Genomic DNA, 13,663 nt, shown 5'->3' with positions numbered 1-13,663 from the left:
TGCGCTGTTCCACAAGGGCAAGCTCCTCGAACGACCCGTCGAGATCACCCCGGAACCGTCACCGGACACGCCGGTATCCGAGGTCGCCTGACACACCTTAATCCACAGAATTTGACGATTCCTCCTTGCGTGGATGGTAGATCCTCACCTGCAGACCTTCCTCTTTCCACAATCGGTGCACTTTCTTCTTGTTCACCGCCATCGCCTGATCGTGTCGCAGATGCGCCCAGGCGCGACGGAAGCCATGCAACGGGTGTGTTCGCGCGTAGTCACGCAGAATCGCTCTCAGGACCGCATCGGGGTCGGCGGGAGTCTGTGCGATCGGCGTACGGGCGTAGGTGGACCGGGCAAGCCCAACTGCTCTGCAGGCCAACCGCTTCGACACTCTCATCGTCGTGACGAGCATGTCGACAGCGCCGCTTGTCAGCCGGGCTCAAAATTTTCCCTTCGCCACCTCCCGCAGGGCGTCCTTCTCCAGTTCGGTGTCGGCGAGTAGTCGTTTGAGTTTGCCCTGCTGCTCCCGCAATTCCTTGAGTTCTTTCGCTGCGTCGATATCCATGCCGCCGTACTGGCGGCGCCAGTTGTACAACGTCGCTGCCGAAACCTCGAGCTCGCTGGCGATCTCTTCCTGCGTTTTCCCCGCCGCGGTGAGCTCGTCTGCTCGGCGCAACTTGCGCACGATGTCCTCTGCGGAGTTCCTCTTCCGTCCAGCCATGTTCCTCATCGTCCTATCCGCCCACGTCACGGGCAACAAGACTCTAAAACAAGATGGCCCCGTTCACTGGGGACATGCCAGTACAGCTCGCATGATCCATCTACCCGTTCATGCGTAGTAGTTGAACCAGGTCGAAATCTACTTCACCGCTGTGCAGCGCAAAGGCCCTCACGCCCGACGACTTTTCTGCGATCTCGACGAGGTGGCCGGCCGCCTACTCGCCTTCCAGAAATGTTATAACGCTACTGCCCACCCCTTCGATTGGACCTTCACGCGGCTGACCTTCACGAACTTCTCCACCGCCTCGGCGCCACGATCCTTATGCGCTATGGTCGTTCGGCGCGTGACCCCCGATTGGCTAACGGGCGCACACACACTAGAGCGATTCGGGTCGAAGCGCAGCGATGAAGTGCGCCAGATCTACGACAATGAAGACGCCAATGGCGGAGGCCACTACGTCTCCGGCGCCTTGCGCTCGAACTTCGGCAGCAACGTGCAGCTTGCGTCCATCACGCGCTTTCAGCGTGGCACTTACCTCATAGGGCACTTTCAGGCGAACCGGCGCGAGGAACTCGACATCGAGCTTACGTGTAACCGCCATGTCCCCGATCACATAAAGAAGCATTCCCACCATGTCATCGAGCACGGTGACCACAGCTCCCCCATGCGCGATGCCCGGAGCACCTCGATGCCGACTATCGAACACATGCTCCGCCACGACGCCGTCGCCGCGACGTCGCGCCAGTAGATGATGACCGTGGGGGTTGTCCGGGCCACAGCCGAGACACCATGGGTGGTGAGGCGGGAGAGGGTCGCCATCGGCCAGTGTGTCTCGCCGCTCCTCGAAGCTACTCCACCAGTCCGTCACGAGCGCGATCTCAACCTGGCCTTCGGAACAATCTTGATAGGTTTCAAGCGGTTCTGTCACGACCAACCCACTGAGGCAGGGTTCAGCCTGTCGACGGCATCAAGACGATCCCGGTCACCAAGCGGATCTCCTTCACCGGCAACCCCCATTTTATCAAAGCGTCGTCTGAGCATCATCACAGAATCAGCCGCATCGTGTCAGTCTCCTCGACGAGTTTCGCGCCCATCATGTATCTGTCACCAGCATTCTCTTTTGACGGATATTAGTACCACCGCAATGAAACGCACTCTCCGTGTAATGCCCTTCTCTGCACCAACTTTCGGCTTACATAACAAGCTACCTGATCTATTTCACGAGACGAACGTGGTTAGCGGTCTTCAGTTACCAACGAGCTGGACGCAACCTCTAAAGCCTCGACAAGATCCCTTTCGGCCCCGGGCAATCTACCAGCTGACAGGACAACCGCGTTCAAGCGAGCTCGCATGTCAACGTCACGCTGGATGCAAGCGCGCGCGGTCTCGGTCCAGGCCTGCGCACAACGGTCGGCGACTTGCGCGAGGCCTTCTGTGGCGAGGTCGCCGGTCAGTCGTGCGACCTCGGCGCACCCCTCGGCGAGTAAGCGTCGGAACAACCCGCCGCCGGTGCCTGCTTTCTCGATGAACGCGCCGAGACCGAACAGTAGGATCTCGAGTTCGTCGTCAGGAAGGTCTGCCCAGGTGTGGACGTCGGCTGCCAGCGCTGCGGCGGCTGCCAGCCCCTCAGCACCGCTCGATGCGGGGATATCGGCGATTCTTGCCCCTGATGGCTGACGCAAGTTATCAGCAGACTGCCGAAACGCTGCCGCTGCAGCGTCACCGATCACGGGAAGGTCGCTCGGCCAGGTAATCCGATACGTGCAGTGGCGCGTTGGCTGCGGGAACGACGTCGAAGACCTGGCCCGGGCCAGCGAGTCGAAGGGAACCTCCTGCACCTCGGCCCGGTCGTTGTCTACGACGAACGCTACGCCCGCGTCCTCGTCGTAGCCGATCACGACGATGTCGTGGCGGCTCATCTTCATCTGGACCCTCAGATACGGTAGCTCGGCGATGTCGCCCCACACCAGGCTTGGTCGACCGGAGTCGATTTCGTCGCGGACCCACGACCATCCCTCCTCTGGATCGTCGGTGGTTAGGACCTCGACCTGCCCGCCGAGTCGGCGCGGTAGGTCGACTTCGAAGTCGGCACCTCGTCCCACCAGATAAAGCGGTGGAACGAGGGCATTCGATCGAAGATAGGACAACCCCAAGGCACCCCCGAGGGTAAATGTCAGCCCCTCGCTGGGCGGTCCATCCCACCCGAGACCGTGCCAGTGCAGCAGATCTCGCATCGCGCCTGAACCACAGTGGCCCCCGATCTGATGGGGGTAGCCCTCGATGAGGGTTTTGTGCGGCATATGCGATCCTTTCCGAGTGGCGGGGCGTGGGGGTGTCGAAGACCAGTCAGTTGCCAGGGATTCGTTCCAAGTGGGCATGCGTAGCCCATGGGTCGACGTTGCTTACGAACACTGAAGTGGTGGCCCACAGTTGGCACCGAACTGTTGCGGGTCTCGTTGGATCGAGCTCAAGCTCGGAGGGAAGGGTCGATTCGCGAGCCGCCGATAGAAGCCGCAGTTTCGTTAGTGGGCGCGCCGAATGAGGTTTGGACCTGTTCGTCCTTCGAATTGCGTATCGCTCGCCGACGTCATATCGATCGAGCTCAAGGCAGAGTCGCCTCACACTGCACCGGCGAGTGACAGTTCGGCGCGGTCGATGGGGAGCTGCTGCGAGATGACCCGCTTGCTGAACATGAAGTCGCGGGGACGATTGATGCAGTCCGCCGCAATCAGCTCTGCACTGCGTAGGTAGTAGCAGGTGAAGTCGCGGTCACGGGTCGGGTTTCCGCTGAGGACGACTTCGTCGTACCCAGTGTTGAGCCCGGCGATCTGGAGCTTGAGATCGTATTGATCCGACCAGAACCAGGGAAGCGCCTTTATCTCCTTAGGCTTTCCGCAAATGGTCGCGGCAGCGACCTTGGCCTGCTCGGCGGCGCTCGGCACGGACTCCAGGCGAATGCGACGTCCGTAGCGGGCCATGTCGTGGCTGGCGCAATCCCCGGCGGCCACGATGTTGTGATCACTGGTCCGGGCGTGGTCGTCGATGACGACGCCATTGTCAACAGCAAGGTCCGCGGCGGCGGCGAGGTCGACATTGGGCTCCACGCCGATTCCGACAATGAGGAGGTCGGCAGGGATTGATTCGCCGCTGGCCAGGACCACTTCGCGGACGCGGCTATCGCCGGTGAGCGCTTCGACCAGGGCTCCCGTGCGGATATCGACCCCTTCACTGCGGTGGATTCGGTCGAAAAATGCGGAGACTTCGGGAGCGGTGACCCGCTCGAGGACGCGTTCGGTCGCCTCCAACACGGTGACCTCCAGACCCAGTGCACGCAAGGAGGCGGCCGTCTCTAGGCCGATGTAGCCCCCGCCGACGATCACGGCTCGACGTCCGGGGGTCGCGGCCTTTCGAATCAACCCAACATCCGCGGCGGTGCGTAGGTAGTAGACGCCGGCCAGGTCGGCCCCCGGGGTAGGGAGCCGCCGCGGGCGGGCACCGGTGCACAAGGCGAGCTTGTCATAGGTCAACGCGTCGCCAGTGCTGAGCGAAAGGCTTCCTGCTGAGCGGTCGATCGCCTCTACAGTCGCGTCCAGGAGTTGGATCCCGTGCTTGCTGTAGAACTCGACGCTTCGGATCTCCAGGTCCTTGAGCGTGCTCTTCGAGGCCAGGTAAGCCTTCGACAAAGGAGGGCGTTGGTACGGCAGCGCTGATTCATCGCCGATGAGGACGATCTCTCCGGTCCAACGTTCCTGGCGCAGGCTGGCTGCGAGTTGAGCCCCAGCATGGCTGGCCCCGATGATGACGGCGCGCTGTGCGGTCATGCGTCGGATTTCGGGGTGAGGCGGACCGTCATCTTGCTGATCCCTCTCACGAAGTTGGACTGGACGTATTCGGGTTCGCCGATGACATCGATGTTCTCGAAACGAGCGAGCAATTCCTCCCAGAGGATCCGCAGCTGAAGTTCGGCCAACCGGTTACCCATACAGCGGTGAACACCGAAGCCGAAAGAGATGTGGTTGCGCGCGTTGGCCCGGTCGATGATGAAGTCGTCGGGCCGGTCGAACACGCGTTCGTCGCGGTTGCCCGACGCGTACCACATCACGACCTTGTCGCCTTTCCGGATGAACTGCCCGTTGAGCACCGTGTCGACCTTGGCGATTCGTCGCATGTAGGCCAATGGTGTCTGCCACCGGATGATCTCCGAGTTCATGTTGGAGATCAGGTCGGGATTGGCCTTGAGTTTCTCGAATTGATCGGGGAACCGGTTCAGCGCGAGAACACCGCCGCTCATCGAATTGCGGGTGGTGTCGTTGCCACCGACGATCAGCAATACGAGGTTGCCCAAGAATTCCATCGGTCGGCTGATCAGGTCCTTGGTGTCGGCGTTGCTCTGCAGCATGGTGATCAGGTCGAACCCTGGTTCTTCTCCGGCAGCGGTCCGGGCCGCTTTGTCGTGCCAGTGCTCGCTGAGACCTTGTGCCATCTCGCGCATACCGACGAACGTGTCGTCGAGGTCTGAGGGGCCGCCGTTGGTCTGCTCCATCGAGGTTGCGAGGTCTGACCATTCGACGAGTTTATGACGCTGTTCGTATGGAAAATCGAGAAGGGTTGCAAGCATTCGAGCGGTCAACTCGATAGAGACGTTCTGTACCCAGTCGAATGGCTCATTCCTTGGCAGGTCATCGAGCACCTCCTGGACTCGCGAACGAATCAGCCCCTCCATCTCACGAAGATTCTTCGGCGCGACCACGCCCTGGACGGCGGCCCGCTGCCTGTCATGGCGGGGCGGATCCATCGCAATGAACATTGTGATATCTAAAAAACGCGGCGGGACCCCGATGACGATTAGCGGCTCGGCGGAGAATGACTCATGATCCTTGTCGACGGCCATTATGTCGGCATGCCGCGTGACCGACCAGAACGGCCCGAAGGGACTGTCCGGTAAATAGTGCACCGGCGCCTCATTGCGTAGGCGCTCGTAGTAGGACTGCCAACGCCCCTGACGATAGAGAAACGGGTTGCTGAGGTCGATGTCAGCGAGCTCGACGTCTTCGACCGGTGGTATTGGGCTCTCTACGAACAGCTTCTTTCCGTTCGATCCGGTCACCCAACGTCGGGTCCTGTCGTACAGGTGTGCGCCGCGGATTTGCAGGTCGATCGGGATGGCAGATTGAACTTTGTCAGTGATCACTTCAGAAACCTTCATTACGTCTTATCCGTCACTCTCGTGGGTCACATCTGAAATTCTGGCGTCTGGACAATCAAGCCGTCCCACGCCGCCGAAACGAGCATCTGGCAAGACAATCGGGAGGTGGGTTGACGCTCGGGGTTCATCGCAAGCATCTCCTCCTCCTCCGATCCTGAACGTCCGACCAACTCGGACCACTGCGGGTCGACGATCACATGGCAGGTCCCACACGCGGCTTCACCCCCACAGTCGCCATCAATACCGGGCACCGCGTTGTTGGTTGCGATCTGCATCAACGACGAACCTTCCTCGAGAGACACCTCACGCTCCTCGCCGTCGCGAGAGACAAAAGTGACAACAGCCATAACCAACTCCTGATGCAGCGTATTGATGGGATTTTAAATTCTGACAGCAACTGACCATGTCGGCTATGTTCGCCAGAGTCAGATGGTTGTGAATTCGACTCAGGGGGGAAAATGAAACGCAATGATGCGGGCGTGCCTCCTCCAGCTTTCACGCAACGAGTCATTCCAGTTCGACCTAGCGAGCCTGAACTCGCAACGCTCAATCCGAGAATTCGCTCATCCCCGAGCCTTGATGCCATTTGATTTACGGCTCCCCACTTTTGGTTGACGAAAAGTAGGTCCCCCCGGCGCCGAAAACCTTCAGGATCAGCGATAACAGGGGTCATTCGAACGGCGGGCACCAACCCGTTCACAGAAGTTTCCGTAGCAACTTGATCGTACGTTCAGTATACGGTGGATAAATCAGACGCAGATCGGGTTTGGTGGATTTGGACAGCACTGCTCTGCGGTGGCTGAGAGCCTCGAACCCCCATTTGCCGTGATACTCGCCGAGGCCGCTGGCACCGACACCACCGAAAGGCAGCTGCGGAATTAAGCAGTGCAATGCGACGTGATTGATGACGGCACCACCGGACGGGATGCGGTCGATCAGGTCACGACCTAGCTGCGATGAAGTGGTGAATAGGTAAAGTGCTAATGGCTTCGGGCCGGCGTTAATACGGGTTACAGCTGCGCTAATCGAGTCGATCGTGAGGATTGGCAACACAGGGCCGAAGATTTCACTGGCCATCATCGCGTCGGTGTCGGGCGGATTCACAATGACCGTCGGCTCGATACGCAAACTGTCTCGGTTGAAGTGCCCTCCGCTGACGATGGTGCCCTGGGTGGCGGTGAGTAGTTGAACCAAGCGGTCGAATTGCCGTGCATTGACGATCGGCAGCGCGAACTCTTCTTCGGCAGACCGGAACTGGACGATGTTCTGGACGATCTTCTCCACCAGTTCGTCGACGATCGACTTATCAGCCAGAACATAATCCGGGGCGATGCAGGTTTGTCCAGAGTTGAGCAATTTCACCCACGCAATCCGACGCGCAGCGACGTCGATGTCGGCGTCGGCTGCCACGACGACTGGGCTCTTCCCGCCCAACTCGAGCGTCACCGGAGTCAACGTCAGCGCGGCAGTGGCCATAATCTTCTTACCGATCTCGGTGCTTCCAGTAAACAAGGCGTGATCGAAACCCTGGAAAAGCAGATCCTGAGTCGTCTCCCCGTCACCCTCGACAACGCGGACCGCCTCCGCATCAACATATTGCGGCACCAACCGGGCAAGCAACTCGGAGGTTGCAGGCGCAAGCTCGGATGGCTTGATCACTGCGCAGTTGCCGGCTGCCACCGCCGCCACCAAGGGACCCAGATTCAAATACAGGGGATAGTTCCATGGTCCGATGATCAGGACGACGCCCAACGGGTCGTACTGCACCCACCCGCGACCGGGCAATTGACTCAGCGGCAACGACACTCTCTTATGCCGCATCCATTTCTTCAGGTGCTTCCGCGCGTAGCGGGCTTCAGTCTTCGTGGCGTTGATGTCGCCGAGCCATGCCTCTACAGAAGAGCGGCCTAGGTCCTTGGACAACGCCAAGGCGATTTCGCTCTCACGTTCGGAACAAAGTCGCTCGATCCCTGTCAATTGGTCCAGTCGCCACTGCAGATCCCGTGTGCGGCCTGAATTTGCGACACGTCGGACCTCGTCGAGCAGTTGCTTGCGGTCGCGCCTGCCGCCCTGCGCCTCCATTTGTAATGGCATGTCAACTGCCTTTCTAGTAGCTCGGGCGATTTCTCTGGTAAACGGGTAGACATCATCGAATCGGGGTCCCAACGGCGCCGACCACGACAGCCGAGGCTTTCTTCATGAGGGAGATTTAGAACGACATCGGCCGGTCACCATCAAGGTATTGCCGGAGTCGTTGCATTTGTGGGCGAGTTTCACGGAAATGCCCCTAAGCCGGTGAGGGCTCCACGGCGCAGTACTCGATCTGCAAACCTCGCCGTTATTTGGGCTCCGCCACCCGACATTCACCACTGACTGCGGGAATTTGTCCCCGCGGTGGCGTCAGAATCGAATGAGCCCTCGGATGTTGCGGCCTGATCGCATGTCCTCATAGCCCTCGTTAATCTGATCGAGAGTGTACTCACGGGTGATCAGCTCATCGAGCTTGAGGTTTCCGCCGTTGTACAGTTCGACGAGGCGAGGGACGTCATGCGCAGCGTTCGACGAGCCGTACAGGGAACCGCGGATCTGCTTTTCGTAGAGTGTCAACTCCAACAAAGAGCCCGACATAGTGGTCTCCTCGGGATGCCCGATCGCGGTGACAACCACTCGCCCACGTTTGCCAACGAGTGATAGCGCCTCGGAAGTATAGGACCCTTCGGCGACATCCGTGGTCAAGATGCAGACGTCGGCGAGTTTGCCGCGAGTAATGTCACTGACCAGCGCCCACGCTTCGTCGATCGAGGCAACGGCATGCGTCGCGCCGAACACGCTGGATTGCTCCCTTTTGAATTCCACGGGGTCGACGGCGATGATGTTCAACGCGCCGGCGATCCGTGCGCCTTGAATCGCGTTCATGCCGATACCGCCGGCTCCGATTACGACCACTGTGTCCCCGGCGCGCACTTCGCCTGTGCGCACCGCCGACCCGTAACCGGTGGTGACGCCGCAGCCGATCAACGCCGCCTTATCCAGCGGTGTTCCTGTATCGATCTTAACCAGCGACGCCCTCGGCACGACCGTGTACTCCGAGAAGGTGCCCAGCAAGCACATCTGGCCGATGTCCTCGCCGCGTGCATGGAAGCGGTAGGTGCCATCGAGCTGGGGTCCCATCATGACGGCCGCGCCTGCGTCGCACAGGTTCCCTATACCGCGTGCGCAGTAGGAACAGTGCCCGCACGACGGAAGGAAGGTGAGGATGACCGAATCGCCCTCGGCGATATCCTCGACTCCCGCGCCGATTTCCACCACGGTGCCGGCGCCTTCGTGACCGCCGACTACGGGTAGAGGGAAGGGCAAGTCACCGGTCACGAGATGTTCATCGGAATGGCACAACCCACTCGCGGTCAGCCTGACGAGCACCTCGTTGGGGCCGGGCGGATCAAGCTCGACTTCCTCTACCTCCCACTTCTCTCCCAGGCCCCAGAGAACAGCAGCGCGTGTCTTCATGATTCTCCTTAGATCAATAATTCGGTTGCCGTGAAGGCCGATTCAGTCGAGCGTCTCAACAATGAAGTCACCGTCGGCGTATTGGCGCCGCAACTTCTTCTTGTCAAACTTGCCTGTCGAGGTCAGTGGAACTTCAGTAACGAATGCCCATCGTTCAGGTAGCCACCACTTGGCCACACGGTCGCGCAAGAATCCCGACAGCTCCCTAGCCGTAACGGTGCGTCCGGTATCGAGGACAACCACTGCCAGCGGTCGTTCCTGCCACTTATCGTCTGGCACACCGATCACAGTGGCGGTGCGCACCGCAGGATGAGCGGCCAATTCATTCTCCAGTTCGACTGACGAGATCCATTCACCTCCCGACTTGATGACATCCTTGGAACGGTCGGTCAGAGTGATGAACGCATCTGCGCTGATCACGCCAACATCTCCGGTACACAACCATCCATCCGGCGTCACCGCCGCACTGTCATGCTGGTAGTACGACCCGGTGATCCATGGGCCGCGAATCTGAATCTCGCCCACCGACTTTCCGTCCCAGGGCTGCTCAGCATCAGAGTCGTCGACGATGCGGGCCTCCACACCGGCCACCACCCTGCCCTGGGTTCCGCGTACCTGAAGGGACCTCTCCGGTGAGTCGGTGTCCCGCGGGAGCGCGACTGCAGCAAGCGGCGAGGTCTCGGTCATTCCCCATGCCTGTACGATGCGGATACCCAGCTCGTCGTAAGCGGTTATCAACGACCGCGGAACGGCTGAACCCCCGCAGGCCACCATCTTCAGCGAACTGACGTCATGGCCTGGATTGTCACGCAGGTAGTGCAAAACGTCGGTCCAGATCGTCGGGACCGCTCCCGCCATCGTCGGTCGCGCTGCCTCGATCATCTCCACCAACGGCTCAGCCTGTAAAAAGCGGTCGGGCAGCAGCATCTGCGCGCCTGCCATCATCGCCGCGTACGGCAGTCCCCACGCATTGGCATGGAACATCGGCACGATCGTCAATACCGTGTCGTCATGACCGATGCCCAGCGCATTCGAGGCGCACGCTGCCTGAGAATGCAGCCACGTCGAACGATGGCTGTAGATAACGCCTTTCGGATGGCCGGTGGTGCCGCTGGTGTAGCACATCGCAGCGGCCGACCGTTCGTCGACGTCTGGCCAGTCGAATGAGCTCGGCTGGGCGGCGACCACATCGTCGTACCGAAGGACGTCCTTTCCACACCCCTCAACAGCGGCAAGGTCGCCAGTACCGGTGACGAGCACCGTGCGAACCGAGGTCATCGAGGGAAGAGCCGACGCCAGGAGAGGAAGGACCGTTCCGTCGACGATGACCACCCGATCGTCGGCATGGTTTGCGATCCACGTCAGCTGTTCAGTCGGCAGTCGCAGATTCAACGTGTGCAGCACCGCGCCCATCGATGGCACCGCCGAATAGCATTCCAGATGCTCCTGGTTACTCCATTGGAGGGTCGCGACGCGCTCATCTCCACGAATCCCGATCGCGCGCAATGCATTAGCCAACTGAGCCGCACGTTCGCCCAGCTCTCGGTACGACACCCGGGAGATCTGCCCGGGTCCACGCGCGGTCAACACCGCACGCTCGCCATGAATCCTGGAGGCATGCCGCACTATCGACGACACGGTCAGCGGAACGTCCTGCATGGTGCTTTTCATCGCGCCACCGTCCTGCGGTCAGCGGTCAAGCGGAAGTCACGCATCGATCGGTAGTCACGCATCGATGAGATCCTGTCGATTCTCGCTCTGCAACATCGACTTGTACTCGGGAAACAGGTTCTTGGCCTGTGGGATCAGTTTGAGCAACTTGGGCACCGGCCCTTTTGCGCGCACGGTTCCCTTGGCCATCGCCATTGTCAGGTTCACCTTCCCTAGCCAGAACTTGTTCCCGGTGTCCGAAGACATGAACAGTTCGACATTGGGGACTGCGGTACTCGAAGCTCCGGTCTCCACCACTTTGTTCGGCATATCCACCGTCACCACCGCATCCGGATCGGTGTAATACACCCGCAACACCACCCCCGAGCCCGCAAGCTTGTCCGCCAGCCCCTCGATCTCCAGGCCACGCCGAAATATCCCGGCCATGTAGGCGTAAACCTCGTCCTCATTCTTGAACACAGCCATCTCGAACCTCCACCAATCTCGTTGTAGGTAATGCGCGGTCGCGAGCGACCAGGGACGCTCAATCTGCGATAGTCACCGCTCCCGTCAAACAAGTCATCGGGGGTGACCGCCTCTCAGCCGAACTCGTCGTTGCGAGGCATGCTTCCCGCCCACACGAGGGTGCGTGTGATGTTCACCATACCACCTTTTGCTCAAATCGTTACCTTTTTTTGTTTTTGTAAATACCCTGAGGTTACTCACGCGGATGCGTCGGGTTGCGACAAGAACATGATCTGCTCGGAGCGGACCGTGGAAGTCCGACAGTGGAATACGAGACGCTGCGGGAGTCGCAGCGCATTTCAAGCCAAAGATGACGGCATACGCATCGGCCACGATCACAAGGAAACAAGATTGGGTCTGCTGCACGGATAGGTGACAGTTGTAGTCACGCAGCCGGTGCGGCTGGTGTGTTCATGATGGTCTCGTATTCGATGGGGGTCAATCGGCCGAGGGCGGCCTGGCGTCGGCGGCGGTGATAGGTCCGCTCGATCCAGGTGACGATCGCTGTTCGGAGCTCCTGGCGGGTCGCCCAGGCCTGACGGTCGAGGACGTTCTTTTGCAACAGCGAGAAAAAGCTTTCCATTGCAGCGTTGTCGCCGCAGGCTCCGACTTTGCCCATCGATCCGATCAGGTCGTGAGTAGTTAAGACGTTAAGGAACTTTCGGGACGAAAATTGAGAGCCTCGGTCCGAGTGAACCACGCATCCGGTGACGTCGCCGCGGCGAGCGAGGGCGTTGTTCAGAGCGGTGACCGCCAGGCGGGCTTTCATCCGCGAGTCGATGGAGTATCCGACGATCCGATTACCGCAGGCATCTTTGATCGCACACAGATACAGCTTCCCCTCACCGGCTTGGATTCCAGCAATCGTCGCAACACCTACTGGAAGGTGTTGCAATGGCTGGCAAAAAGTACACGGATCAGCAGAAGGAAGAATTCTTCCGACTACTCGATAGAGGTGGCACGGTCCGCGCCGCAGCGCGTGCAGTCGGCGTTCATGAAGACGCAGGCTACAACTGGTTGCGGAAGACAGGGCTGACCATGGCGCGGGCCGCGCCGCGCACCTACCCCGCGGAACTCAAAGCTGAGTTCTTGCGGCTCGTTCGCGAGCGGCAAATCATCTCAACTGTTGCTCATGAGCTGGGGATTCATCGGCCAACAGCCCATGTATGGGCGCGGAAAGCAGGAATATCGACCAGCGAGGCACGCAAGGTCAACCCGCGGCGTGAAGAGTTCCTACGTCTACGAGCGGCGGGACTCACGCGCGTGGAGGCGAGGGCTCGCGTCGGGGCCGATGCCCGATCGGCGACCGACTGGGACAAAGGCATCACCATCATCAACCGAGGGCGTGTCTATCCCGACGGCCGGGTGGTGCGGTACCCCGTAAAGAACAATGATGTTGTGCCAGAACGAAGAACTCGCGCGATCGGCGGAAGTGTCGACCTCAATGTGGTCGAGAAGATCATCCATCCCCGTTACCTCAGCCTGCTCGAACGGGAGCAGTTGCAGGATCTACGGCGTGCGGGGTTGTCGATCCGGGCGATCGCGTCGGAGATGCGACGCGCACCGTCGACGATCAGCCGAGAACTCAAGCGCAACACCGTCTCGGTGAGGGGATATATGCCTCATACGGCGCATCGGCTGTCGGTGAAGCATCGGGCCAGGCCGCGGAGGGCGAAGCTGGTTGCCAATGCCGAGCTTCGTTCCTATGTCCAAGGGAAATTGGCGAAAAGGTGGTCGCCGCAACAGATCAGTCACCGACTGGTCAAGGACTTCCCGACCACGCCGGAAATGCGTGCGAACACCGAGACGATTTATCAAGCGATCTACGTGCACGCCCGAGGCGATCTCACACGTGAACTCGGAAAGCAACTGCGCCGCGGTCGAATTGCGCGCAAGCCACATAGGCAGTCCGATGCCCGTCGGCCGCGGTTCGTAGACCCGATGAACTCGATCAGCAATCGGCCGGCAGAGGTTGACTCGCGAAAAGTGCCAGGTCATTGGGAGGGCGATCTCATCATCGGTGCGCTGGGTGGATCGGCGATCGCGACACTAGTCGAACG

General features: G+C 60.1%; 12 protein-coding genes and 1 pseudogene. 1 reads left to right on the top strand and 12 read right to left on the bottom strand.

The window, feature by feature from the left end:
* Nucleotides 1-97: 97 nt before the first annotated feature.
* The 12 genes and pseudogenes from ATN37_RS33050 to ATN37_RS00625 form a co-directional block, all read right to left on the bottom strand.
* Nucleotides 98-391: an IS3 family transposase gene (locus ATN37_RS33050; RefSeq protein ID WP_218747420.1), complete on the bottom strand. Its 294-nt coding sequence runs from the start codon at nt 389-391 to the stop codon at nt 98-100.
* A gap of 42 nt (nt 392-433) precedes the next feature.
* The gene (locus tag ATN37_RS00675; RefSeq protein WP_225320460.1) at nt 434-715 is read right to left on the bottom strand and encodes a transposase; all 282 of its coding nucleotides are present in this window, start codon (nt 713-715) and stop codon (nt 434-436) included.
* A gap of 376 nt (nt 716-1,091) precedes the next feature.
* Nucleotides 1,092-1,340, bottom strand: a complete 249-nt coding sequence (locus ATN37_RS32220) for a PaaI family thioesterase (RefSeq protein ID WP_230793642.1) — start codon at nt 1,338-1,340, stop codon at nt 1,092-1,094.
* Nucleotides 1,341-1,950: 610 nt separating this feature from the next.
* Entirely contained in the window at nt 1,951-3,015 is a 1,065-nt protein-coding gene (locus ATN37_RS00665) for a BtrH N-terminal domain-containing protein (RefSeq protein ID WP_011331535.1), read from the bottom strand.
* Nucleotides 3,016-3,333: 318 nt separating this feature from the next.
* Nucleotides 3,334-4,536: an NAD(P)/FAD-dependent oxidoreductase gene (locus ATN37_RS00660; RefSeq protein WP_011331536.1), complete on the bottom strand. Its 1,203-nt coding sequence runs from the start codon at nt 4,534-4,536 to the stop codon at nt 3,334-3,336.
* Complete coding sequence (locus tag ATN37_RS00655; RefSeq protein WP_021334602.1) at nt 4,533-5,921, bottom strand: cytochrome P450; 1,389 nt, start codon at nt 5,919-5,921, stop codon at nt 4,533-4,535. The genes ATN37_RS00660 and ATN37_RS00655 overlap by 4 nt, the downstream gene beginning before the upstream one ends.
* A 26-nt stretch (nt 5,922-5,947) precedes the next feature.
* A complete protein-coding gene (locus ATN37_RS00650; RefSeq protein ID WP_011331538.1) occupies nt 5,948-6,268 on the bottom strand; it encodes a 2Fe-2S iron-sulfur cluster-binding protein in 321 nt (106 codons plus the stop codon).
* Between the two features lie 349 nt (nt 6,269-6,617).
* Nucleotides 6,618-8,015: an aldehyde dehydrogenase family protein gene (locus ATN37_RS00645; protein ID WP_011331539.1), complete on the bottom strand. Its 1,398-nt coding sequence runs from the start codon at nt 8,013-8,015 to the stop codon at nt 6,618-6,620.
* Between the two features lie 306 nt (nt 8,016-8,321).
* Nucleotides 8,322-9,428: an NDMA-dependent alcohol dehydrogenase gene (locus ATN37_RS00640; protein ID WP_011331540.1), complete on the bottom strand. Its 1,107-nt coding sequence runs from the start codon at nt 9,426-9,428 to the stop codon at nt 8,322-8,324.
* Nucleotides 9,429-9,470: 42 nt separating this feature from the next.
* Nucleotides 9,471-11,099: a fatty acid--CoA ligase gene (locus ATN37_RS00635; RefSeq protein WP_011331541.1), complete on the bottom strand. Its 1,629-nt coding sequence runs from the start codon at nt 11,097-11,099 to the stop codon at nt 9,471-9,473.
* A gap of 54 nt (nt 11,100-11,153) precedes the next feature.
* A complete protein-coding gene (locus ATN37_RS00630; RefSeq protein WP_011331542.1) occupies nt 11,154-11,564 on the bottom strand; it encodes an SCP2 sterol-binding domain-containing protein in 411 nt (136 codons plus the stop codon).
* Between the two features lie 424 nt (nt 11,565-11,988).
* A pseudogene (locus ATN37_RS00625) lies at nt 11,989-12,447 on the bottom strand (transposase); the annotation flags it as partial.
* Between the two features lie 50 nt (nt 12,448-12,497).
* On the opposite strand from ATN37_RS00625, the gene ATN37_RS00620 reads away from it, so the two are divergent.
* On the top strand, nt 12,498-13,663 hold a 1,166-nt coding region (locus tag ATN37_RS00620), incomplete at its 3' end, for an IS30 family transposase (protein ID WP_218694599.1).

The organism is Rhodococcus sp. MH15 (assembly GCF_019266045.1).
GTDB lineage: Bacteria > Actinomycetota > Actinomycetes > Mycobacteriales > Mycobacteriaceae > Rhodococcus_F > Rhodococcus_F qingshengii.
Note: the sequence above shows the minus strand (reverse complement) of the source record. Positions and strands in the feature narration are given on the sequence as shown.